At 40.7% G+C, this 24,546-nt stretch carries 21 protein-coding genes; 19 read left to right on the top strand and 2 right to left on the bottom strand.

Features of this window, described 5'->3' with window-relative positions; translation table 11 throughout:
- Window positions 1-47 precede the first annotated feature (47 nt).
- On the bottom strand, window positions 48-998 hold the full coding sequence (locus JM64_RS09935) for a DDE-type integrase/transposase/recombinase (RefSeq protein ID WP_064011260.1): 951 nt from the start codon (window positions 996-998) through the stop codon (window positions 48-50).
- 124 nt (window positions 999-1,122) lie between these two features.
- Here JM64_RS09935 and glgD point away from each other — a divergent pair, with 124 nt between their 5' ends.
- The 13 genes from glgD to JM64_RS01860 all read left to right on the top strand — a co-directional run bounded on the left by glgD (window position 1,123) and on the right by JM64_RS01860 (window position 15,958).
- A complete protein-coding gene (glgD, locus tag JM64_RS01920; RefSeq protein WP_064011259.1) occupies window positions 1,123-2,238 on the top strand; it encodes a glucose-1-phosphate adenylyltransferase subunit GlgD in 1,116 nt (371 codons plus the stop codon).
- 81 nt (window positions 2,239-2,319) lie between these two features.
- Window positions 2,320-3,567, top strand: coding sequence for a glucose-1-phosphate adenylyltransferase (locus JM64_RS01915; RefSeq protein WP_064011258.1), 1,248 nt, complete (start codon window positions 2,320-2,322; stop codon window positions 3,565-3,567).
- 54 nt (window positions 3,568-3,621) lie between these two features.
- Entirely contained in the window at window positions 3,622-4,608 is a 987-nt protein-coding gene (locus JM64_RS01910) for a DUF4899 domain-containing protein (RefSeq protein ID WP_064011257.1), read from the top strand.
- A gap of 51 nt (window positions 4,609-4,659) precedes the next feature.
- Window positions 4,660-5,640: a 2-C-methyl-D-erythritol 2,4-cyclodiphosphate synthase gene (locus JM64_RS01905; protein ID WP_064011256.1), complete on the top strand. Its 981-nt coding sequence runs from the start codon at window positions 4,660-4,662 to the stop codon at window positions 5,638-5,640.
- A gap of 48 nt (window positions 5,641-5,688) precedes the next feature.
- Window positions 5,689-6,243, top strand: a complete 555-nt coding sequence (gene frr, locus JM64_RS01900) for a ribosome recycling factor (protein WP_064011255.1) — start codon at window positions 5,689-5,691, stop codon at window positions 6,241-6,243.
- Window positions 6,243-6,947, top strand: coding sequence for a polyprenyl diphosphate synthase (gene uppS, locus JM64_RS01895; RefSeq protein ID WP_064011254.1), 705 nt, complete (start codon window positions 6,243-6,245; stop codon window positions 6,945-6,947). The genes frr and uppS overlap by 1 nt, the downstream gene beginning before the upstream one ends.
- 1 nt (window position 6,948) lies before the next feature.
- Window positions 6,949-7,812 (top strand): phosphatidate cytidylyltransferase, encoded by an 864-nt coding sequence (locus JM64_RS01890; RefSeq protein WP_197473446.1) that lies wholly within the window; start codon window positions 6,949-6,951, stop codon window positions 7,810-7,812.
- A 61-nt stretch (window positions 7,813-7,873) separates the two neighbouring features.
- Window positions 7,874-10,477, top strand: a complete 2,604-nt coding sequence (gene alaS / locus JM64_RS01885) for an alanine--tRNA ligase (RefSeq protein ID WP_064011253.1) — start codon at window positions 7,874-7,876, stop codon at window positions 10,475-10,477.
- Entirely contained in the window at window positions 10,477-11,490 is a 1,014-nt protein-coding gene (mreB, locus tag JM64_RS01880) for a rod shape-determining protein (RefSeq protein ID WP_064011252.1), read from the top strand. The genes alaS and mreB overlap by 1 nt, the downstream gene beginning before the upstream one ends.
- Window positions 11,487-12,119: a hypothetical protein gene (locus JM64_RS01875; protein ID WP_064011251.1), complete on the top strand. Its 633-nt coding sequence runs from the start codon at window positions 11,487-11,489 to the stop codon at window positions 12,117-12,119. The genes mreB and JM64_RS01875 overlap by 4 nt, the downstream gene beginning before the upstream one ends.
- A 57-nt stretch (window positions 12,120-12,176) precedes the next feature.
- On the top strand, window positions 12,177-12,776 hold the full coding sequence (locus tag JM64_RS01870) for a diguanylate cyclase domain-containing protein (protein ID WP_082868243.1): 600 nt from the start codon (window positions 12,177-12,179) through the stop codon (window positions 12,774-12,776).
- Between the two features lie 42 nt (window positions 12,777-12,818).
- On the top strand, window positions 12,819-14,090 hold the full coding sequence (murA, locus tag JM64_RS01865; protein ID WP_064011250.1) for a UDP-N-acetylglucosamine 1-carboxyvinyltransferase: 1,272 nt from the start codon (window positions 12,819-12,821) through the stop codon (window positions 14,088-14,090).
- On the top strand, window positions 14,087-15,958 hold the full coding sequence (locus JM64_RS01860) for a nucleoside-diphosphate sugar epimerase/dehydratase (protein ID WP_082868242.1): 1,872 nt from the start codon (window positions 14,087-14,089) through the stop codon (window positions 15,956-15,958). Before murA ends, JM64_RS01860 begins: the two co-directional genes overlap by 4 nt.
- 69 nt (window positions 15,959-16,027) lie before the next feature.
- On the opposite strand, the gene JM64_RS01855 is transcribed toward JM64_RS01860, so the two are convergent.
- Window positions 16,028-16,900 carry an Hsp33 family molecular chaperone HslO gene (locus tag JM64_RS01855; protein WP_064011249.1) on the bottom strand — a complete coding sequence of 291 codons (873 nt, stop codon included), beginning with the start codon at window positions 16,898-16,900 and terminating at the stop codon, window positions 16,028-16,030.
- Window positions 16,901-17,087: 187 nt separating this feature from the next.
- On the opposite strand from JM64_RS01855, the gene JM64_RS01850 reads away from it, so the two are divergent.
- From JM64_RS01850 to JM64_RS01825, 6 genes are all read left to right on the top strand, one after another.
- Window positions 17,088-17,696, top strand: coding sequence for a hypothetical protein (locus JM64_RS01850; RefSeq protein ID WP_082868241.1), 609 nt, complete (start codon window positions 17,088-17,090; stop codon window positions 17,694-17,696).
- Window positions 17,677-19,200: a hypothetical protein gene (locus JM64_RS01845; RefSeq protein ID WP_064011248.1), complete on the top strand. Its 1,524-nt coding sequence runs from the start codon at window positions 17,677-17,679 to the stop codon at window positions 19,198-19,200. The genes JM64_RS01850 and JM64_RS01845 overlap by 20 nt, the downstream gene beginning before the upstream one ends.
- A 207-nt stretch (window positions 19,201-19,407) precedes the next feature.
- Window positions 19,408-20,130, top strand: a complete 723-nt coding sequence (locus tag JM64_RS01840; protein WP_064011247.1) for a response regulator transcription factor — start codon at window positions 19,408-19,410, stop codon at window positions 20,128-20,130.
- A 4-nt stretch (window positions 20,131-20,134) separates the two neighbouring features.
- Window positions 20,135-21,427, top strand: coding sequence for a sensor histidine kinase (locus tag JM64_RS01835; RefSeq protein ID WP_064011246.1), 1,293 nt, complete (start codon window positions 20,135-20,137; stop codon window positions 21,425-21,427).
- 23 nt (window positions 21,428-21,450) lie between these two features.
- Window positions 21,451-22,755: a pyrimidine-nucleoside phosphorylase gene (locus JM64_RS01830; RefSeq protein ID WP_064011245.1), complete on the top strand. Its 1,305-nt coding sequence runs from the start codon at window positions 21,451-21,453 to the stop codon at window positions 22,753-22,755.
- A 175-nt stretch (window positions 22,756-22,930) separates the two neighbouring features.
- Window positions 22,931-24,508: a phosphodiester glycosidase family protein gene (locus tag JM64_RS01825; protein WP_064011244.1), complete on the top strand. Its 1,578-nt coding sequence runs from the start codon at window positions 22,931-22,933 to the stop codon at window positions 24,506-24,508.
- The last annotated feature ends 38 nt before the right edge of the window (window positions 24,509-24,546 follow it).

Below are 24,546 nucleotides of genomic sequence, written 5' to 3'. Positions count from 1 at the left end.
TAATATTCATATCTCTCATAAAAGAATTCCGGAATACTGCGATAGTGTTAACTTGTAGTGATGAAAGAGTGTAATTGTGAAAGAATGCGATTGATATTGCCATTGTGCGTTTTCCAAAGATTCTTCACTACACAAAATCCTTGAATATATTTCGCTAAGTTCTTCGTATTCTTCAGCCCTCGCTTGAGTCGGAAAAAGTCTTTCAACAATGAAAACTTAGATTCACATTGATTGTTTTTACCGAGCGGTACCACTACGTGATTGATATTTCTGAACAACAGCTTTACTGCACTTTCATATGCACCAAGTCCATCAGTAATAAGTTCAATGTTTTTAGGTTTTGAATTACCAAAGAACTTCTCGAGCAATACTTTGACTTGTCCCATATCACGATACTTTGAGACATGCCAACAAAGAATTAAGTTAGTTTCGTGATCAACTAATAGCCAAACATAGTACTTTTGTTCTTTGAACACAAGAACAGTTTCATCAGCATGAACTGAGAAAACATTTTCGATGGTAAATGTTGGAAAAAGTACAGAGAATAAAGTACACAATTTAATAACCCATTTGTATATGGTGACATGAGATACTTTGATATTAAGAGAATGAGCAAGAGAGCGATAAGACATATTGTGTTTCATATACAAAACGAAAGCTTTTAAGATGAAGTAGATAGGAAAACGGAAATATTTAAATTTCTCAGGAATAAGGGTGACTGGTTCGGGGAGGTTAAAAGGTACTCTATCTTTGGTACGACAAGTTCTACAACGGAAGACGACGAAAGAGCGACGGACTTTGTAAATTTCCATAGATTTACCACAAGAAGGGCATTTGGGATAAGGGAAAGAGAAGTTTTTGCGTTTGTGAGAATGGGAGAGTTTGAAAGAATGATGGCAGAGTTTGCAAAGGAATTGTTGGTTACCGTATTTGTCATGACCGTTTTTGTATAAGCTGGTGGAACCGCATTTTGGACAAGAGAGCGTTGAGTTGTTCATATCGGGATACCTCCTTTGTCGAGAGTTGGTTGGGGGGTGTCCCCTCTTTATAAGGATAATGCGGTTTTTGGAAAGTTTCAATACTTTTAGTTAACATTATCTAATAAACTTTGGGGGTGGTCCAATGAAGGTGTTGGGGTTAATTTTGGCTGGTGGTAAAAGCGATGCTCTGGGTAAGCTTGTGTACAAAAGAGCAAGTGCCGCAGTTCCAGTCTTTGGAAAATACAGGGCAATAGATTTCACGCTCAGTAACATGGTGAATTCCGGAATATACAAAGTAGGTGTTTTAACGCAATACAATCCAAGAAGTCTGATGGACCACCTCGGTTCTGGGAAAGAATGGGACCTTGATAGAAAACACGGCGGTCTTTACATACTACAGCCCTACATTGGTATGACTGGTGAATATTGGTACCGAGGGACTGCGGATGCTATCTTCCAGAACACAACAATGCTTCGAAGAGGTGATGAAGATTACGTATTGATAGGCTCTGGGGACCATATATACAAAATGCTTTACGACGACTTGTTCAGATACCACTTTGCGAAAAGTGCAGACATTACGTTACTTGTTAAGGAGCTGGATGACACATACGATATAACACAGTATGGAACGGTTGTTACAGAACCCGACGGAAGGATTATAGAGATAAAAGAAAAGGTCCAAAATCCACCGACTCGAAAAGCCTTCTTGGGGGTTTACTTTATCAACAAATACCTGCTACTCGAACTTCTATATGACACAGTTCCAGCAGGTAAGTACGATTTACTTTTGGATGTTGTTATACCGAACCTTTCGAAACTTCGTGTGTATGCGTACGAATTCAAAGGATATTGGAGAAATGTGAAAAAAGGTATCAACGAGTATTACAAGATGAACATGGAAGTTCTGAACAGTCAAGCGCTCCGTGAGGAGCTTTTCGTCAAATACGGTAAAGTATACACTAAGCTAAAAGACTATCCACCTGCTAAATATACCAATACTGCAAAAGTGAGCAATTCAATAATAGCGGATGGTTGTATAATCTCGGGAAACGTTAAGAATTCTGTGTTGTTTAGAGGAGTTGTCGTAAAAGCTGGTGCAAGGGTTGAGAATTCTATAGTGATGCAGGATACGGTAATCGAGGAAGGTGCAATTGTTAGAAATGCGATAATTGATAAGAACTGTGTAATAAGGGCTGAACAGATGCTTGTCGGAGACTTTGAGCCTGTTGTACTCGAAAAATGGATGGTCGTCTAACATTCCGGATTGAGCGATTTTTCGCACTTTTCATGGCTGTTGTTTCTTTGCTTTTCCATGTTTAATTTGGGGGTGTTTATAATGACAAATGTAGTTGCGTTGATACTTGCTGGTGGTCAGGGAACGAGGTTGGGAGTGCTGACTGAGAAGATTCCCAAGCCAGCAGTGCAATTCGGAGGAAAGTACAGGATAATAGATTTTACTCTGAGCAATTGCGTTAACTCCGGTATTTACAGAGTGGGAGTACTTGCTCAGTACAGACCCCATCTACTCAACAAACATATTGGAATTGGTAAACCTTGGGACCTGGACAGAAAAGGTGGGGGAGTGACTATACTCCAGCCTTATTCTACGCTAACTGAGAGTGTTTGGTATAAAGGTACTGCGGATGCTGTTTATCAGAACATAGAATTTGTTGATGAATACAATCCTGAATATGTTGTGGTTTTATCAGGTGATCACATATATTCGATGGATTACAGCGAGTTCGTTTATTACCATGTGTCAAAGGGTGCACTGGCAACCATAGCTTGTATGGAAGTGCCCATATCAGAGGCACACAGGTTCGGTATAATGGTAACTGACATAGACTACAAGATTATTGACTTCCAGGAAAAGCCAAAGCAACCGAAATCTAATCTCGCTTCCCTTGGTATTTATGTCTTCAACTGGGATTTCATAAAGCAGGTGCTTATCGAAGATGCGAAAGACGAGGCAAGTGAGCACGATTTTGGGAAGAACGTTATTCCAAAGATATTGTCTACAGAAAGGGTTTACGCATACCCGTTTGAAGGTTACTGGCAAGACGTGGGAACAATTATGTCTTACTGGGAGACAAACCTAGAACTTGTCAGACCCATTCCGCCATTCAATATTCATGACCCGAATTGGAGGATATATACAAGATCCGAAGAGATGCAACCGGCGTATATCTCTCCAAGTGGTGAGGTAAGAAATTCTATCGTTAGCGAAGGGTGTGAAATACACGGGCTAGTTGAGAACAGTATCATTTCACAAGGTGTAACTATTGGAGAAAACAGCGTAGTTAGAAACAGTGTGATAATGACAAAGGTAGAAATTGGTGATAATGTGATAATTGAAGATGCAATTATTGCGGAAAACACAATTATCAAAAATGGTTGCAAAATAGGATTGGGTGAATATGCTGAGAGCAAATACGATAAGAAAGTGTACAATTCGCATATCACTGTCATTGGAATGGACACAGTGGTGGAAGAAGATTGTGAGTTTGGCAAAAACGTAGTTGTCGGCAACGATAAAATTGTTCCAAAGGGCACCAGACTAGAAAGTGGCGGTTACTTCTTGTGATGTCTCAATGCGAAAACTCAATTTTAGCCGTAGCAATCAAAGGGAGGAATTACGGTGGACCTTTACTTCATAAAGGTAAGGGCACGCAGTAAGGGAACAGCGGAAGAAATAGTAGGATATTTTTTCGGAAAGACAAATGGGGCACCAGATTTTGACTTTCTGGTGGTTCCTTTCCGTTACTCTGAATTGATAGATGACATTACTTTGGAGGAAGACCTTAGAGAATTTAAAGAGAAACTTGAAAAAGCGAAACAAAAAGTAAAGGAATTGTCAGGTGTTTACGACGTTACCATAGCATTTCTTGCATATCTCAACAACATGATGAATCGGCGTGGAAAAATACCTTTGGGTATAGAATTTTCTACCGCGATAAAAGAAAACGACATTGAAGTGCTCAAAGTTATCATCGGTGACTTGCTCGAAGAATGGAGCCCCAAGATGGAAGTCTTAGTGAAAGCCCAGGGAATGCTTTTGGAAGAATACTCAGCTTACACTTTCCTTACGATGCAGGAAGATTTTTCTGATGAAAACGTAACAAGAGCTTACACACGACCTGATGTGGCGGATTTACCTGAGGTCTTTCCCGTTATTGACCCTATCAACGGTTCTTCGATTGTCCAGTTTGATGTTGGAGACAAAATCCCAGTCGTAATTCTTAACCCAGGTAAATACGAAAAACAAATCCGTGAGAAATTCCCAAATTTCGACAAAGATAAACTTTCCATAGAAGCAACGCTTTTGAGTAAAGAGCTTGTTAGGGTAAAAGGTGGCAACCTGTATCTGATAAAAGTTGAGTTAAAGGACGGATTAGTGGCAAAGTCACTTGTCAGCCCGGCTTTGAAAATTCTCAGTGATGAAACATACTTTGCCAAGAAGAAAAAGCAACGTGAATATGAACCAAAGCAAACACATGAAAAATATCCAAAAACCATCAAAGTTGAAATACCATCTACAACAGGGACGGAACTCCTTATCTCGCTTATGACCACTCTCTTAATCACAGGTGCCTTGCTTATTATCGTCTATTTATTTAGTAAGTAATCTTTGGACTAACACTAATCCTCAAATAAGCCCAAAAACAGAGGTGGTATTTTGCAAACAACGGTTGTAAATAAAGACAATATTGACGAAGTTGTAAGTTTAATATACGAAGAAAAGAAAGAGTTTTACGATGAACTCTTCGGAAAAAATGCACCGAAATACTTGAAAAAGGCTTTTGAATCTGATATACCGCCTTTTGTAAAGAAAAATTGCATCGTGCTTCAAGATGGGAAGAATGTAGATGCGGTTCTACTCTATGCAACCAAGGCGGAATTTCGTCACGGATACCAAAAGTGGTTCCGTGTACTTGGATTGAAGATAATACCCGTAGGGGCAAAGATGATTTACATTATTGAAAGGATATTGTTTGATTTCTCGGTTGATGATTTGTATATCGTATCGCTGGCTGGAGAGCAGAAAGAACTACTTCTGTACAGGTTCATCAAGTCCAGTAGGTACAAGAAAGTAATAGTCGATACGATAGATCCTGACTTGTACGAACGTTTCAGTTTTAACGAAGGGTCACATGTTCATCCAAAATTGAAACGTTTTTCGAAATTTTGCGACTACCATACATTAACAGGTCTCGGATGGGATACTCATCCACTTGTCCAGGGAAGGAAATTAATACTTGGTGGAGTTGACATACAATCTCAACTTGGACTCCATGGTCATTCCGATGCGGATGTCCTTTGCCATGCGCTCATCGATAGCCTACTTGGAGTATCTTTAAAAAAAGACATAGGAGCAATCTTTCCAGAAAACGACGAAAACAAAGGGCGCAGTAGCTTGGAGATGTTGGAAATAGTTGTTCAAACCGTTAATAAAAGCGGTTTCTTCCCATCGTCCGCAGATTGTGTTATAATTTCACCGATTAAGCTGAAAGATTATCGGGAAAAGATATCAGAAAAGCTCGAAAATGTTTTAGGTTGTCCAGTGTCGATAAAGTTCAAATCCGGCAACGGAGTATACCCTGAGTCTGAGATGAGGGGAATAACTGCAATATGTGTAACCAATGTTGATAAGGTTTGAAGCTTGAAAATCTAAAGGTTAAAAAATAGAAAGATGGAGGTGTGGGAGATGGTAAATTCCTTCCTGAAACAGGCAGAAGAAAAGATGAAAAAATCTGTCGAGAAAATTGCAGAAGAACTTAAACACCTCAGAACGGGAAGGGCAACACCCGCTGTTCTTGAAGAAATTAAAGTAGATTACTACGGTGTTACGACTCCTGTTCTTCAAGTTGCCCAAGTAACAACGGAAGAAAGGCAACTCATAGTCAAACCCTGGGAAAGGAACCTACTATCTGCGATAGAAAAGGCGATACTTGCAAGTGATTTGGGACTTACTCCTGTGAACGATGGAACCGTTGTGAGAATTAATTTTCCAACACCAACAACAGAACAAAGACAAAAATGGGTCAAGAAGGCTAAAGAAATTGTAGAAGAAGGGAAGATAGCTGTTAGGAATATCAGAAGAGATGTGTTGAAAGATGTCAAAGATGCTAAAAAAGAAGGAAAGATATCTGAAGATGATGAAAAAAGACTAGAAAAAGAAATACAGAACCTCACGGACAAATATATAGCCGAGCTGGATAAACTATTCGAAAAGAAAGAAAAGGAGATAATGGAATTCTGATGACCAGAGAAGCACTACCGCTAACGCACATCGCATTCATAATGGATGGAAACGGTCGATGGGCAAAGCGTCAAGGAAGGCCGCGAACATATGGTCATTACGTTGGTGCGTACAAAATAGAAGACGTTGTCCGATGGTGCGCTGAACGTGGCGTAAAGTACGCCACGTTCTATGCATTTTCAACGGAGAACTGGAAACGCCCACCTGAAGAGGTCAACTTTATATTAGGCTTGCTTGTTGAAAAAATAGGTGAATTCTACGAACGGATGGCAAAGGAGCACGTAAGATTACGTTTCATTGGAAGAGTTCACGAACTTCCCGAACCCGTTAGACAAAAGTGTTACGAGTACGAGGAAAAAACAAAGCAGTTTGATAGAATACAAGCTATAATCGCCTTAAATTATGGTGGTAGGGCGGAAATCATAGATGCGGTGAAGAGAATCTTAGAATCGAGTGCTAATCCTCAAGATTTGGACGATGAAACCTTTAGAAAGTACCTGTACGCACCGGATATTCCGGATCCTGATCTCATAATCAGAACCTCAGGTGAAATGAGACTAAGCAATTTTTTGATATGGCAAGGTGCTTACAGTGAACTGTATTTCAGTGAACTTCTTTGGCCAGATTTTAATGAAGAAGAGCTTGATAAAGCAATAGAATCTTACAGACGTCGTGAGCGACGTTTCGGGGGGATAAACGGTTAAAATGCAGGAGCAAAATAACACTAATAAAAGTTTGGAAAAGAGCAATTCGTTGAAAAGAGAGACTATACAAAGGGTTATAAGCGCGTTCATAGTTGCTCCATTTGTCGTATTTTGTTTTGTATCGTACCCAAGCTTGGTTGGGCTTGTTGCAACCATTGTTATGATATCTTCTGGGGAATTTTTCTTTACCACACTGAAGAAACATGATCCTTGGCTTTCTATAATTTACACAGCTTTAGTTACAACCTACCCAGTTCTTTATGGTATTGTGTTCCGCAACAATCCGATGGAGTTGTTGGCTGCCGTTTTTATGGTTGGAGCAATCTTCGCACTAAGCAGGGTTAAGAACAGAGAGATAATAACGGAGGTATATTTTGCATACTCTATAGCCCTAATTTACATAAGCTTTTTGCTTTCGTTTTTCATACCGTTGTATGACAAACACGGAGCAGCAATCGCATTACTCACACTAACACTTTCCTGGTCTTACGATAGTTTTGCCTTTGCGTTTGGTATGACTATGGGCAAACACAAATTCGGAAGCTATTACAGTCCGAACAAAAGCTGGGAAGGGTTTTACGGTGGGGTATTTGGAACATTCATTTATATCTTGATATACCAATTTGTTGCAAACAATGTTTTTAAAGCCCGTATGCATATAGACCTTTTGTTGGCACTCATACTTACCTTCGTAACCGGAATCTTCGATACATTTGGCGACATATTCGAATCATCCATAAAAAGACATTACGGTGTTAAACATATGGGCAACCTCATGCCAGGACACGGCGGAATGCTCGATAGAATCGATGGCTTGTTGTTCATGACACCTGTTATTTACATTGTTTTGAATCTGTTATATTGATAAAATAGAGAAAAGAAATCTAAAACGATCTAAAACGTTTAAGTCGGAGGTGCGAAGATTAATGAAATACATGACAAGTGACGAAATACGCGAAGCGTTTCTTTCATTTTTTGAGAGCAAAGGGCACAAACGGTTACCAAGTGCATCGCTCATACCGGATGACCCACAACTCATGTTCACTGTTGCTGGTATGGTTCCATTCAAACCTATCTTCTGGGGAAAGGTTGACCCTGTTTATACAAGGGTTACAACCTGCCAGAAATGTGTTCGAACAAATGATATAGAAAACGTGGGAAGGACTCCCAGACACCATACATTCTTTGAAATGCTTGGTAACTTTTCTTTTGGTGATTACTTCAAAAAAGAAGCGATTGAATGGGCATGGGAATTTGTGACGAAAGTTCTTGAGATGCCAGAGGAAAAACTTTGGGTAACAATTTACGAATACGATGACGAAGCTTTCGAGATTTGGAAAAGTATAGGGGTTCCAGAACACAAAATAATTAGAATGGGGAAAGAGGACAACTTCTGGGGACCCGCAGGTCCTACGGGTCCATGTGGACCATGCTCTGAAATTCATTACGATACGGGTCTTGAAGTGCCTGTCAAAGATGGAGGTATACCAACACCGGCAAATACCGATGGAAGGTTTATTGAAATTTGGAACCTTGTTTTCACAGAATTTTACCAAGACGAAGAGGGTAATCTCCATCCACTGCCAAGAAAAAACATAGACACGGGCGCAGGTCTTGAAAGAATCTCTGCGATGATGCAAGGAGTGCTTTGGAATTTCGATACTGACTTGTTCGCACCAATTATCGAAAGAATACAAAATGTTCTCAACGTCAAATACAAAGAAGACCCGAAAAAAGATGTTTCCATAAGGGTTATCGCTGACCATGTTAGAGCGGTCACATTCATGATAGCCGATGGCGTTCTTCCATCGAACGAAGGAAGAGGCTATGTTCTTAGAAGGGTTCTCAGAAGGGCTTTGAGACATGGGGTTCTTCTTGGTGCAAAAGAACCGTTCCTTTACAAGATAGTTGAAAGTGTTGTTCAAAAAATGGGTCATATATATCCTGAGATAGTCGAAAAGCGTAGTTTTGTTGAGAACATAGTCAAAGGGGAAGAACTCAAATTCATTTCGAACCTCTCAAGGGGTCTTGAGCTTGTTCAAAAGATTATCGAGACAAAGGGTAAAATAACTGCGGAAGATGCATTCAAACTGTATGATACATACGGCTTCCCAATAGATATCCTGCGCGATATTGCGCAAGAAAACAACTACGAACTCGATGAAAAAGGTTTTGAGGCATACTTACAGCAGCAACGCGAAAGGTCAAGAAAAGCACAAGGTGAGGTCGAGTTTGCACAAAAGACAGGTTACGAAACACTTGACATAGAGACCGTTTTCGTAGGTTACGAAACAATGGAGTCCGAAGGAACTGTTATGAAAATCAGAAAAGATAATGAATTTATAGATAACGTAGAGACTTCAGAACCAATCCAGTGCGAGCTAGTTTTGGATGTCACACCGTTCTATGCAGAAAAAGGCGGGCAGGTATCGGATAAGGGAACGATAACTTGGGAAAGTGGCAAATTCGAAGTCGAATATGTCTATAACCCAGTGGAAGGTATTATCGTCCACAGAGGAAAATTAACAGGAAAGCTTAGCATAGGTCAGAAGGTTTTCTCCAAAGTTGACCCTATCAGAAAATGGACGATGAGAAACCACACTGCCACACATTTACTCCACGCTGCGCTAAGAAAAGTATTAGGAACTCACGTACGTCAAGCAGGTTCGCTCGTCGAACCTGAAAGATTGAGGTTTGACTTTACACACTACCAAGCATTAACGAAAGAGCAGATAACAGCGATAGAAGACCTGGTCAACGAGGTAATACTTAGTGCCATTCCAGTTGTTACGGAAGTAAAGACTTACGATGAAGCTGTGAAAGAAGGTGCCATGGCACTCTTTGAAGAAAAATACGGAGATTACGTAAGAGTTGTAAAAGTGGCAGATTTCAGTGAAGAGCTCTGTGGTGGAACACATGTCAAGAATACAGGAGAAATTGGGCTATTTAAAATAGTATCAGAGAGTGCAGTAAGCGCAGGTGTTAGAAGGATAGAAGCGATAACGGGCTTTAATTCGCTTGCATATGTGCGTAGGCAAGACGAGATATTAGAAAGCCTAAAAGATAAGCTGGAAGCTCCAGTTAACGAATTGAGTGTGAAAGTTGAAAAACTCATTGAGGAAAGGAAAATGTTGGAACGCGAACTTGCAACCCTCAAGAAAAAGCTTGTCAACCCAGAGAGTGTGGCAAGCAATGTAAAAACTTGGAATAACGTAAATTACGTATCCGCTGCGTTTGAAGATATTGACCCAGAAGTTCTCAAAGAACTGACAGATGAGGTTTCTGAAAGGATTAAGGGGGTTGTCTTACTTGTCTCTAAAATCGGCGAAAAGGTGGTCTTCACAGTGAAAGTGCCAAAAGAGTTGACCAACGAATACCACGCAGGAAATATTGCCAAGGTTGTGGCGAAAATCCTTGGTGGTGGTGGGGGCGGAAGCCCAACATTTGCTCAAGCTGGTGGAAAGTTACCACAAAGTATACCAGAAGCATTGGAAATATTTGAAAAGATAATAAGAAAGGAAGTGCAGTGATGTTTGGCAGGTCTGATTTAGGAATAGATCTCGGAACGGCGAATACGCTGGTTTATGTGCGTGGTAAAGGCATAGTTATCAACGAACCGTCGGTTATTGCAATTAACGTTGAAACAAACGAAATAATAAAGGTCGGGGCTGAAGCCAAGAAGATGCTTGGCAAAACGCCGTCGTACATCCAGGCTATCAGACCTTTGAAAGACGGGGTCATAGCCGATTACGATGTTGCGCTTGCAATGCTTACATATTTCATAAACAAAGCACAAGAAAAATTTTCGTTTTTCCGTCCAAGGATTGTTATCGGGGTTCCTTACGGTGTGACAGAGGTTGAGAGCCGAGCGTTGCTAACCGCTGGTAAAGAAGCAGGTGCTAAAAAGGTGTTCTTGATTGAAGAACCCATGGCTGCTGCTTTGGGTACGGGACTTCCCGTTGAGGAACCCCAAGGTAGCATGATAATAGATATCGGTGGAGGAACAACGGAAGCTGCCGTTATTTCACTCGGTTCCATAGTTACCGCAACATCCACCAGAATAGCAGGTGACGAATTCGATGAAGCAATAATGCAATATGTTAGAGAGATATACAGGGTTACAATAGGTGTAAGAACCGCGGAACGAGTTAAGATAGAGATAGGAAACGTTTACCCACTCAAAGAATTCGATGAACTCCAAACCGAGGTTGTTGGAATAGAATTATCTTCCGGTCTACCAAAAAGATTGATACTAACCGGTGGTGAAATCAGAGAAGCGATTCGACCAACAGCTATGCAAATTGTTGAAACTGCTAAGGTAACACTTGAAAAAACACCTCCGGAACTTGTTGCAGATATCACTGAGCGTGGAATAGTTATTACAGGTGGTGGTTCATTACTAAGGGGAATTGCTGAGTTGTTGTCAAAAGAAACAGGTATAAAGGTTTATCAAGCGGACGAGCCACTTAGTTGTGTGGCTAAAGGTGCAGGCTTGGTCCTTGATAAAATCGACATACTGGCGAGGTTAAAGAGTGTAGAATGAGGATTAACTATATATCTTTGATGTTCATAATTTTATTAACCTTCTTCTTTCTCGACGTGTTTACAAACAATAGCATTTCACAGACTATCCATACGTTCTTTTCAGTGGTTGCATCACCACTTTTCAATGCGAAGGTGCTGATTGAAAAATATTTTGAAAAAAACATAACAATTCAGAACATAAAGATTTTTGCCAACGAAAAACCGGATGAGTTACTGGTTCTGAGTGAAGATTTGAAAGGTTACTATGTGCGAAATTTAAATAAGACAGGTATAGTTTTAAACGAGAAAGGTCAACTCGTTGGATTTGTTGAAAAGACAGGAAATGTTGGATATGTTTCCAAATGGTGGGAGTCTGAATTTCCCGTAACTTTAGAAGCAACCAATCTTACCATTACCGGTTATTACAAGGGCTATAGAATCACTATCCCGGATCCAAACATATCATTAGAAAAACTTCAAGCTAAGGTCTATATGTCTGAATACCTACCGTATGGAAAGCTTCTAAAAAACTACGGCATGCACCTGGGATATTACGAGAATGGTATTTTCAAAATTAACATCCCAAAAGTTTCAGAAAGAGTTATTTTACTTGAAAGCTATGGGAACGACAATAGAAACGAGCAATAAAGCGCAATACCAGTCAGGTTGAATTAGATGAATCCTCATGACAGGGGGGGAACAATTATGGGAGCTACGGGCAACATGGACTACAACAGATTAACAAAAGAGGAGCTAATCCAAAGAATGCGAGAACTGGAAGACGAAGTTTCCAGACTTAAAATGCGCGAATCTGAGCTTGAGATGCTTTTAAGCGAGTATTCCTCCATAATGAAAAAGCAGTTCGAGGTCTTTGATGATTTTATCAAAGATGTTGGAACACGTAGGATGATAGACCCGCTCACAAGGGTTTACTCTCACGAACATATTTTAAAACTCATATCTTACTACCATCAAAAAGCATTTGAGGAAAACTTTGGATACGCACTTGTAACGATTACAATCAACAATTTCGATAAACTCGAACAAATGGAAAAAGAACACGCCTTATTAAGCATTGGAAAACTACTCAAAGAACTAGTTAGAGTTCCACTCGACAGTGTTGGAAGGTCTGCGGAAGACCAGTTCATAGTTCTGTTAACTGAAATCACGAAAGAAAATGCACTGAGGGTCAAGGAGCGAATAGAAAACGCACTAGCTTTGCACAACATCGATGCAACGGTAAAATTTGCAGCGTATCCCGAAGATTCAACAAACCTTGAAGAACTTGTCAAAATGGTCAAATAAGTAAAGCACCAGGTATTTTAGCTACAGAAAGGAGATTTAACAATGGGGTCAATAATTGTCGAGAGGTCGCAGCTAACAGGAGAAATCGAGATTTCCGGAGCAAAAAATTCTGCGCTTCCTCTGTTGGCTGCTGCACTTCTAACCGAGGAGGAGGTAGTTCTACACAAAGTACCCGTTTTATCTGACGTTGAAACGATGATAGATATATTGAGAACGACGGGTAAAAAGGTGTTATTTGAAAAAGATAAAAACACAGTCCACATATCTGGACCTATCCAGCAAACACATGTGCCTTACGATTTAGTAAGAAAGATGCGTGCATCGTTTAACGTCCTTGGACCAATAGCGGCACTCATGGGAGAAGCAAGCACACCACTTCCAGGTGGTTGCGCTATAGGTGTTCGCCCTGTCGATTTCCACATTGAAGGTCTCAAAAGGCTTGGCTTTGAGGTCACCTATGACCATGGTGAGATATTGGCCAAGCGGGGAACAAAACAAGAAGAGGTAACGGTCTATCTTCCATTCCCGAGTGTCGGCGCCACAGAACACATAATGAGCACTGCAGCGATACTACCTGGTGTCACTATTATTGAAAATGCCGCCATGGAACCGGAAATAGTGGACCTTCAGGATTTACTGAAGAAAATGGGTGCAAAAATTTCGGGAGCCGGAACGAGTAGGATAGTCGTTGAAGGTGTTAAACAACTACACGGTTGTGAACACACGGTTATACCCGACAGAATTGAAGCGGGTACGTACGCTATTGCATTCCTTGCGACACGTGGTGAAGGGGTTATTAAGAACGTAAATCCAGCACACCTTGATGCGTTATGGTTTGTGCTCGAAAGAACAGGTGCGGTTGTTAAGAAGGGAACAGACTTTGTCGAAGTCAAATCCTGGAACCGATGGAAGGGCTGCGACATCAACGTGCTACCTTATCCAGGTTTCCCAACAGACTTACAACCCCAGATAATCGTTTACCTCGCACTTGCGGATGGTTCAAGCACGGTTACAGAAAACGTTTTCAAAACACGCTTTGCACATGTTGGTGAACTTGTTAGAATGGGTGCGGATATGAGAATAAAGGACAACACGGTTTTCATAAACGGGGTTCAAAAGTTAGAAGGAACTACAGTGATGGGCACGGATTTAAGGGCGACTGCCGCATTGGTGATAGCAGGACTTGCCGCGGAAGGAACAACGGAAGTTACTCAGGTTGAACATATATTTAGAGGCTATGAAAATGTCATCGAAAAATTCGAGAAAATTGGTGCGAAAATCAAATACGTACCTGGAGGTGTTCCGGAAATTTGACCAATAAGACACAAAAGAAAGAAAATTCACAGAGAACCAACACATTTGAATATTCAAAAATCAAACTGCTTCTAAAATCCTCAAGAAATCTTTGGCTCTTTTTCATAGATACTGCCTTACTTTTCTTGTCTGGTGCCATCGCTCTTTTTGTAAGGTTTGGATTCGACTTTACAGAAATGCAAAAATACGCACCAGGTGTTTTGATGTTGATAGTGTTTACATCTTTATCCAATCTTTTCAACGGCACATACAAAATCGTTTGGCGTTACGCCCAGCCTGTTGAATTTCTCAAACTTCTCAGAGGACTCTTCACAGGCTACGCTTTAACGGTGATTTTTATACACTTTACACGAATCACAGTTCTACCGAGGTCTGTGGGGATGCTCACATTCCTTGGTGGTTACTTTTTACTCTTCAGTGCTCGAACTACTTATCAATTCTTACTTGGTATTCGCAAAAGTTCTGGAAAACGCATAGGTATAGTCGGTGCTGGCGATGCCGGGGTCATACTACTCAACGAAATAAAGCGCACAAATTATGGTCGTGTAGTTGCTTTTTTTGATGATGATCCTGCAAAATTGCGCAGGACGATAGCTAATGTAAAAGTTGTTGGGACAATCGATGAGATAGACAAATTCATCGATGAACTCGAACTTGACGAGATATTAATAGCAATTCCTTCGGCATCGAAAGAACTCATCGAAAGAGTTTCAGATAAAGTCAGCGGAAAACATGTAACAGTAAAAACGTTCCCCCCAATCTCTCAATTGCTTGATAGAGAACCAACGATTGCGGACCTTAGGGAGATTTCTATCCAAGATATCATCGGAAGGGAACCTGTCACAGTTGACCTTAATTCAATAAGTGGATACATATCAGGAAGGACAGTTTTGATTACAGGTGCAGGTGGAAGTATCGGTTCAGAAATCGCAAGGCAAGTTGCAAATTTCTCACCGAAAAGGCTCATCTTACTCGGTCGAGGTGAGAACAGCATATACGAAATATACAACGAACTTAAAGAAAAAACGACGGTTTTTGAACTAATTCCTGTCATTGCTGATGTTACAGATGAAAAATTCATGGACCAAGTCTTTTCAAGTTATAATCCTCAGATTGTATTTCACGCGGCAGCCCACAAGCACGTATTTTTCATGCAAACAAATCTTTACGAGGCGTTGAGGGTTAACGCTCTTGGCACAATAAACTTAGTGAAACTTTCGTGCAAATACGATGTCGAGAGATTCGTCTTCATCTCTACAGATAAGGCTGTCCATCCAACTTCTTACATGGGACTTAGCAAACGGATTGCAGAACTTTATCTTTTGACAATTCCAGAAACGTGCAGTACACGTATCGCAATCGTGCGTTTCGGAAATGTTATAGGTAGTCGAGGAAGCGTGTTGTGGAAATTCAAAAAGCAAATTGAAAAAGGTGGTCCATTGACAATAACCGACCCAAGGATGAAACGCTACTGGATGAGTATACCGGAAGCCGTCTCTTTGGTCATACAGGCCGGCGCTTTTTCCAGCAAAAGAGAACTTTACGTGCTGGACATGGGTGAGCAGATCCCTGTCGAAAAGGTGGCAAAAACATTGGCAAAGCTTATGGGAAAACCGGACATACCGGTAATTTACACAGGCGCTGTGCCTGGTGAAAAATTAGAAGAAGAGTTATTCTACGACTTTGAAAAACCAGAACCAACAGACCATCCCAAAATTTCCCGCGTCAGGTATACTCAAATTGCTTTAAACTCAGATGAGATAGAAAGTATAGTCAAAAAATCCATGGAACTTTACATTTCAGGAAAAGAAAAAGAAGCAGTCGACTTATTGCAAAAGATTGTGAATGTAGTAAGCCGCGGCGAATAATGGCTAAGAAATAAAAAAGGCAGGATTTGTAAAACACGCTCCTGTCTTTTTATTATTCATTATGTCCTTTTAATTCACCAATTTTTTCTTTTCCTCAATCACAACCTTAATCTCTTCCGGTTCGAACGTATAAGTTGTCGAACACCATTTGCAAGTAACTTCTGCTTTCCCTTCTCCAAGCATCTCGTTCAAATCGCTTAGGTCCAACACCTTCAGGGATTCGAACGCCTTTTTCCTACTACACAAGCATTTGAAAACAACGTTCATCTCTTCAACTAACAATTCCTCAGTTCCAAGCACGTATTTTGCAATATCTTCCAAACTCTTTTCCCCCAAATAACTGGTGATGGCAAATCCATTTAACCTTTTCTCAATTCCTGACACAATTTCCTCAGAAATGCTCTTATCCAAAATCTGAATCGCGAGTCCACCAGCTTTTGCAACACCATCTTTGTCCATCAACACTCCAAGAGCAAAAGCAGATGGAATTTGTTCAGACTTTGCGTAATAATAAGCGATATCCTCGGCAATCTCACCAGACACGATTGGCACTTTGGATACCAGGGGTGTCTTAAGCCCTACATCCCTTACAACAGTCAAATCGCCTCCAACAATAGCACCTTTAACGTCGAACTTGCCAAATTCGTTCTTTTCCAGCTCGAACTTCGTATTTGTTATGTATCCTCTAACAGTTCCCTTCCATGTTGATTGGGCGACGACATTACCTGCAGGTCCTGTACTACTAATCACAAACGTTATAGTCTCCATTTCTCCAAGCCAAGGGATAACTAGTATTGAAGCAGTGACTAACCTTCCAAGCACAACGGTTGGCAAATACGAAAGCTTGTGCCTTTCTCTAAGTTCATGTACAACATCTTTTGAATCAGTTATTGAAAACCTAATCATCCCTCTGTAAGCGGTTCCATAGATTAATCTAGCCATGATTTCACCTCCATTAACACCATTACCTTGCTTTTTTGCATTGCTTATCATAAGTTTAACAATTTTCCAGAAAAATAGCAAGAAGCAAATCGTATGAAAGGTTAAAAAACTTTAGCATCTTTTAGTAAAGATTGTGATATAATTCAATTGAGATGTTTAGAATGCTATCCCAGAATGGGGGGATATTATGCCTGTGGTAGATGCTGTTAAAATTGAGGAGTTAATATCTAAAGTCCCAGGGGTGAAGGCAGTCAAAGTTGTTGGTGATGGAGCTGGACTACATGAAATCCATGTGATTACAACAAGTGACAAAAGTCCCAAACAGCTTGTGAGGGATATCGAAACCGTTGTACTTGCAAGTACGGGGATAAGACTTGATAGAAAAATCATCTCTATTGCACAAGTTGAATCTGATGTCAAGACTCAAAAGGTTCTTCCGTATCAGATATCCAGTTTGAAGGTCGAACATATCGATGAAAGAAACATTCGCGTAACGGTCACAATAGAACACGGAGAAGAAGAATTTTACGGTGAATCCGTAGGTCCCAAGACATCGAGAAATATTCCTAAGGTTATTGGCAACGCAGTACTGAATGCACTTTCGGAAATCCATGACTTCGCACTTTCTTTCGATGACATTGCTGAAGTTTATTTTGTTGGCAAAAAGTATGTGCTTGTGCATATAACAAAACAATACAATAACGTGGAAGAAAGCATAATCGGAACAGCTGTCATCGAAGGTAGTTTTGAAAGAGCCGTTGCGGAGGCGGTCCTCGATGCTTTCAGAAGGATTTAAGACATTAAAAATTACAACCATTGTCCTTGTAACTTTCCTATTATTACCGACAGCTTTTTCCCATATCTTGATTCCAAACGAAGTCCAACCCAACTTAACGGGTGCGTACCCTGTACCTGAGCTGTGGCTTGGAAATCCGTCAGTAATTGCACAAACACGCCTGGAACTAAACTTCTCACTCTACACAGCAAATTGGTCGAATACCATAGTGACCAAAGATGCTGGTTGGTGGGGAGTTCCGGCGAACCCTGCCCAGAACATCTTTTACTTGCCCGAAGAAATACCACCTTTTTTGAACCTTATCTTCGACTACACAACTGGGAACATGGGATTTTACCTTGAACTGCCATTGAAAAAAGAATACAGAAACACGTTGCTGACACTTTCAGATGGTAATAATTTACCGTTCAATCTCCTTAATCCCCTTGATATGAGCAAACTTTCCGTAGACTTAAATTTCCCAACCATAGGATACATCTACTATGCTAATGAGCGACTATTTTTCGCAGTTGGACGGTTTCCATTGAAATGGGGAGATGCAAAATTTCCAGTCCACATCTCTCCAACAACTTACCAAGACAACGCAACATTTGCGATAAGATTCCCAGGCATGACTTACACATTCCATGCAATAACATCTTACCCTCTACTTTCTCCTAACGAATACCACATTCAAACACACTACTCTGATCAACACACATCAGGCAGATACTTCTACGAGCCATCAAAATGGATAATTGCACACAGGTTGGATTTTTACAACACGTATGGAGATGTCAATTTGAGGGTGGGATTTGGAGAGCTCAACATCGTCGGTGGTAAACACCTGGACTTAATAGACTTGAACCCTATACTTATTTACCATAACACGTACGGAGAAGGTTACAGAAACGTTACCGGTAGTGTTGATTTTACACTAAATTGGAATCCTATAAATTTGTATGGAGAATACGTTCTTGACGACATCGAAGGACCAACGGAGGTAGGTTACGGTTACAAACCCGGAGCATCCGCGTATGATATCGGTGCTAAAATAAAACTCAGGGGTATTAATCTGTGGTTCGAATACGCTGAAACATCTGAATGGATGTATGTGACAAATTATCTGCCGTATTTGAGAATAAATGTTCGGCACTTTGATTTAGAGAACAACCCAGGTGGTCGATTCATGTTTGACTACCCACTTGGTTTTATCTACGGACCTGATGCAAAGATGTTTTCATTTGGTTTAGAAGGTAACCTACTCGGTGCAGACTTCCAAGTCATGTACAACCTTTTGACTAAAGGCTTGGTAGACGATAACGGAACGATAAGGTGGAAATGGTTCTGGGATTCTTGGCCGGGAAACGTTTCAGAGCCCGGTGCAACAACACCACCTAAGGCTGGGGAGAAAAGTTACAACATCTTTTCACTGAAACTGACATGGCAGAACTTCACTGTGTTTTACAAAACAATCGATTTCGATAAATACTTCCTCTCAGTTAATTACAAAAATACTTTCTAAGTTTGCCAAGTTCAAGCTGAATTTTTCCTGCTCATTAAAACTTTGTAATTTGCCCTGCACTTTAACGCAGGGCTTTTTTATTTATTAACCATTGTAACAATGTAACATTTAAACTTAACTCAACGGTATAAAAAAACTCTTTACAGAAGGTAAACGTTTGTGGTATAATCTTAAAGAAATTCAATATCATTTTAAGGAGGGAAAAGTATGGCAAAAAAGACGATTATGGTTATCGACGACCAGCCAGAGATTCTCGAATTGGTTAGCTTCACTTTACAAAAAGAGGGATACGAAGTCATTCCAGTGGAAGATGCCGAAAAAGCGTTACAAGAGCTCAAAGACAAAGACGTGGACATGTTTATCGTTGACATCATGCTTCCAAACATGGATGGTTTTGAATTCGTAAGACACATTCGTGCAACGGAAAAACACAAACTAACCCCTGTAATATTCCTTAGTGCAAAGGGAGAAGAATTCGACAAAGTGCTCGGGTTGGAACTTGGCGCGGACGACTACATAGTTAAACCGTTCAGCATAAGGGAGCTCCTTGCAAGAATTAGAGCAGTCTTCAGAAGGACGCAACTTGGAAATGTTGTAAAAGAAGAAAAACCAAAGAAAATAGTTGCAAAAGACCTCGAAATCGATATCGACAAATACGAAGTTAGGGTAAAGGGTAAGAAAGTTAGCCTTACACCACTTGAATTTGACTTACTCAGATTCCTTGCCGAAAACGAAGGAAAGGTCTTTTCAAGAGATGTACTTCTTGACAAACTTTGGGGTTACGATTACTTCGGTGATACAAGAACCGTCGACGTACACATCAGAAGGTTGAGAACAAAAATTGAGGAAGATCCTTCAAATCCAAGGTATGTCGTAACTGTGCGTGGAAAAGGATACAAATTTAGAGATCCTGGAAAGGAAGAACAATAAGTAGATGGTAATTGCCACGATTGTTAGTATCATCCTTGCCGTTACTTTTGCAATTCTTTACAGCTTAGCAAGAAGGAACGAAAGAACATACGCGAAATACTTGGATAAAATAGCTTTAAGTATAGGAGAGGAGGCGGGTACTCCTCCCCTATACGTTTATGAGCGCTTGAGGAAAAAATTAGAAGAATTGGAAAAGAGAATTACCGAGACTGAGCGTGAAAGACGCAATATATTTACAATCCTAAATAACATCACTGACCCAATAATAATAGTGCGAGGCGATGGTGTTGTAACATTCGCCAACATTGCCGCACGAGATATCACACGCCCCGGTATCGAGGGTAGAAGGGTCTATGATATCATCGAGAACTACCATCTACTTGAATTATTCGAGAGGGCACTTGAGACAGGAGAAATACAGAGTGCGGATGTGTCTTTAGTTGTAGATGCCGAACCCCGTTATTACGATGCAAAGGTTGTGCCGATAAAATTCGACGAAGAAAGCGAACGTTACATTATAGTCTTGCACGACACAACGAAAGAGAAACAACTTGATAAATTAAGGAGAGAATTCATCTCAAATGTTTCCCACGAGCTCAGAACACCACTAACTTCTATCCACGGGTATGCCGAAGCGCTCCTTGAAGACGACCTTTCGAACAAAGAACTCGTCAGGAAGTTCCTTAATGTAATAGAGAGCGAATCTGCCCGAATGACAAGATTAATCAACGACTTACTTGATTTAGAAAAGCTCGAATCTGGCGATACTAAATTCAACTTTGCGCCTGTTGAAATGTGTCAGGTAATGGATAGGGTTTACAGCATCGTTGAGCCACTCGCTCATGATTATGGAGTGGAGCTTGACATGGAGTGCGATGAGCCAAAAGTCGTCTGGGGAGATTTTGACAGACTTGTCCAAATGGTTCTAAACCTTGTCGATAACGCTGTGAAATATACATCTACCAAAGAGTCTGGTGAAAAGAGAGTTATCGCAAGGTGTTATGAAAAAGAAGGAAAAATCGTCTTTGAGGTAAAAGATACAGGTCCTGGTATCCCAGAAGATGCACAAAAGAGATTGTTTGAAAGGTTCTACCGTGTCGACAAGGCAAGAAGCAGAAAAGTTGGAGGAACAGGGCTTGGACTTTCAATTGTAAAAACGATTGCTGAACGCCACAATGCAACCATTACGTTTGAAAGTAAAGTTGGTGAGGGCACCACTTTCAAGGTGTTTTTCGATAAATACAAAGAAGAAGAGAAACCGTCTGAAACAACGGATAAACAAAAAGTAGGTAACTGACTTACATTTGGAGGCGGTAGGAAATGAGAGCTTACGATATCATCCTCAAAAAGCGAAACGGAGGAAAACTTTCGAAAGAAGAAATAGAGTTCATGGTTAATGGCTATGTAAAAGGCGAAATTCCGGATTATCAGATGGCTGCATTCCTCATGGCGATTTACTTCCGCCACATGGACCCAGAAGAACGCGCTATTTTAACAGAAGTTATGGCAGACTCGGGTGATAGGATCGACCTCTCTTCTATCCCTGGGATAAAGATAGACAAGCACTCGACTGGTGGTGTGGGAGATAAAACGACACTTGTTGTTGGACCTATCGTTGCTTCACTTGGTGTGCCTGTTGCAAAGATGTCTGGTAGGGCTCTTGGTCACACGGGGGGAACGATAGATAAACTCGAATCGATACCGGGTTTTCGCACCTCCCTATCAGAGGAAGAGTTTTTTGAAAACGTGAGAAAAATTGGTATCGCGATAGTTGGGCAAACAGCGAACCTTGTTCCGGCCGACAAGAAGATATACGCTCTCCGTGATGCGACAGCAACTGTTGATGAAGTATCGCTCATCGCCTCAAGTATCATGAGCAAGAAACTCGCAGGTGGCGCAGACGGTTACGTGCTCGATGTCAAGGTAGGTAGCGGTGCTTTCATGAAAACATTAGAGCAGGCGACTGAACTCGCTGAAGCAATGGTTGGAATAGCAAAGGCACATGGAAAAAAAGCTGTAGCTGTCCTCACAAACATGGACGTGCCACTTGGAAAGATGGTTGGTAATTCCCTCGAAGTGCTTGAAGCGATAGAAACGTTAAAAGGAAGAGGTCCTGAAGATTTCACAGAACTGTGTCTAAATTTAGCTGCTTGGATGTGTCATCTTGCTGAGAAAGGTAGCTTTGAAGAATGCCTTGCGATGGCTAAAGAAGCTTTAGAAAGCGGAAAAGCACTTGAAAAGTTCAGACAACTTGTTGAATACCAAGGTGGCAATCCAGAGGTTGTCGACAGACCAACAGAAATTCTGCCCATGACCGATAAAACAGTAGATTTCATTGCAACGCAAGACGGATACATCACAGCTATAGATACCGAAAAAATAGGCATCGCTTCGAACTACCTTGGTGCAGGAAGAAAGACGAAAGAAGACACTATCGATTACCGTGTTGGTATCGAAATACTCAAAAAACTCGGCGATTACACGAAAAAAGGTGAACCTATTGCAAAACTGTATATCTCTGAAAAAAGCGATGTAGAATCTGCATTAAAATTGCTCTCGGAAAGTTACAAATTCAGTGACAAGAAACCTGAACACAAACCGATAATCTTAGGAATTGTGAAATAAAGTTTTCAAAGACTAAAAAAGCAAACAAGAGAACAAAAGAACCCGAGGGGGCTGAGGAACAAAGCCCCCTTTTTATTTCCTTTTGCTGTTCTTGATTAAAACACTTAAACATGGTATAATTACGCTCGAAAGGTGAAAAGAAATAAAAAATCCAAACCAAGGGGTGTTCTCTTTCGTGAACGCAAAAAACTCGGCGCTACTGAAAACACTTTCTTTGTTTTTCTTGACCTTGGCAACCTTTATGGCTGCCCAGGTTTTTTTAATTAATAACAACGTCTTCGAACCAAGCAATGGTTATTTCACAGAGTCACAGCTCAGAGACATGGGGTTCAACATTGTTAAGAATGAGAGAGTATACCTCATACACAACAGAAAGCTCATCATCGGTTCAGATAGTGACTTTCTTGTCGATTTTCAAGAATATGTCCCAAAAGCCTATACTATTGTCAACGGTGTAGTATTTGTAAAGGCGGATTTCATATCAAGCTTTTTTAAACTATCAAAAATGAACGATGTATACTACGACAAACCGTTTTCGATAACATTCATTGATTATACAGATGATGTACTCACTATCGGCACCTCAGTGCCTGCCAAAAAAGAATTTCTCAGTGCATCGCTTTCCAACAACACGCTTTCGCTCAAACTTTCACCAGCTCAATGTGATTTAAAAACACCTGCAGGTGTATCGGTTTCAAGAACAAATCACACTACAATAATAACGGTTGAAAAAGCTGTATCAGGCTACAACATTACGTATTCGGAGAACAAGATAGTCGTACGGATAGAACCCGTGATTAGAAAAATAGAATACACCAAGCGTACAGAAATATTTGCGGGAAGGACTTTCACAATTAATTACATGATAGCGGACCCGAGGCATACCAATATCACCCCCTTATTGCCAGCGAAAGGCATAGGTTCAATGGCGACATTGGCAAATATCCTTTCCTATCATGGATTTTCTAGCGGTGTCAATGCAAACTACTTTGATCCAGCAACAGGGTTACCAATAGATATCGTCATATCAAATGGAAGAGTGCTTTCTCATAGGTATGGATTGAGGCCCATGTTCATACAAACAACCGATGGTAGAGTGTTTATTAAAAAAGCGTACGTAGATATCACGGTAAGGATTGGAGATGTTTTACTCTTAGTCAAAGGTGTCAATACAACATCTCTTGGAGAAGTGAACTTATACACTTCCGAGTTTGCACTCAAAATCCCCAACGACAGAACTAGAACGTATGTGGTTGTAAAGGATGGAAAAATTGCATCAATTGGCTACATTTCAGCGGTTCCATCAAATTCGGAGGTCATAATGATTAGCAACGATGTAAAAAACAAGTTTTTACCTAATCTCACGGTTGGCCAAACCGTCACAGTTGAACTTTACACGGATGACGGATATCAAATCAAGAACGCTGTTGGTGCAGGTCCATTGCTATTGCAAGACGGTAACATCATTCCAGATGCAGCCGAAGAAAAACTCAGATACGGTGGAGGCATACCAACGACACGTGCGAACAGGACGATAATAGCGATAAAAGACGGAAAAGTTCATCTCATTACAATAGAGGGCAAAAATGGGGTTGGTATGAATTTTGACGAAGCGGCCCAGTTCTTGAAATCCAAAGGTTACGATTCAGCGATGATGCTTGATGGAGGTAGCTCGACATCGATGGTTTATGCAGGAAAATACGTAACAAGCGGAACCCCAAGAAATATACCCGTTGCGTTAGGAGTAAAATAACAGGTGAAAACCAAATATAAAACTGCCCCGATGCCGTG

It is taken from the genome of Fervidobacterium pennivorans (assembly GCF_001644665.1).
Lineage (GTDB): Bacteria > Thermotogota > Thermotogae > Thermotogales > Fervidobacteriaceae > Fervidobacterium > Fervidobacterium ngatamarikiense.
Note: the sequence above shows the minus strand (reverse complement) of the source record. Positions and strands in the feature narration are given on the sequence as shown.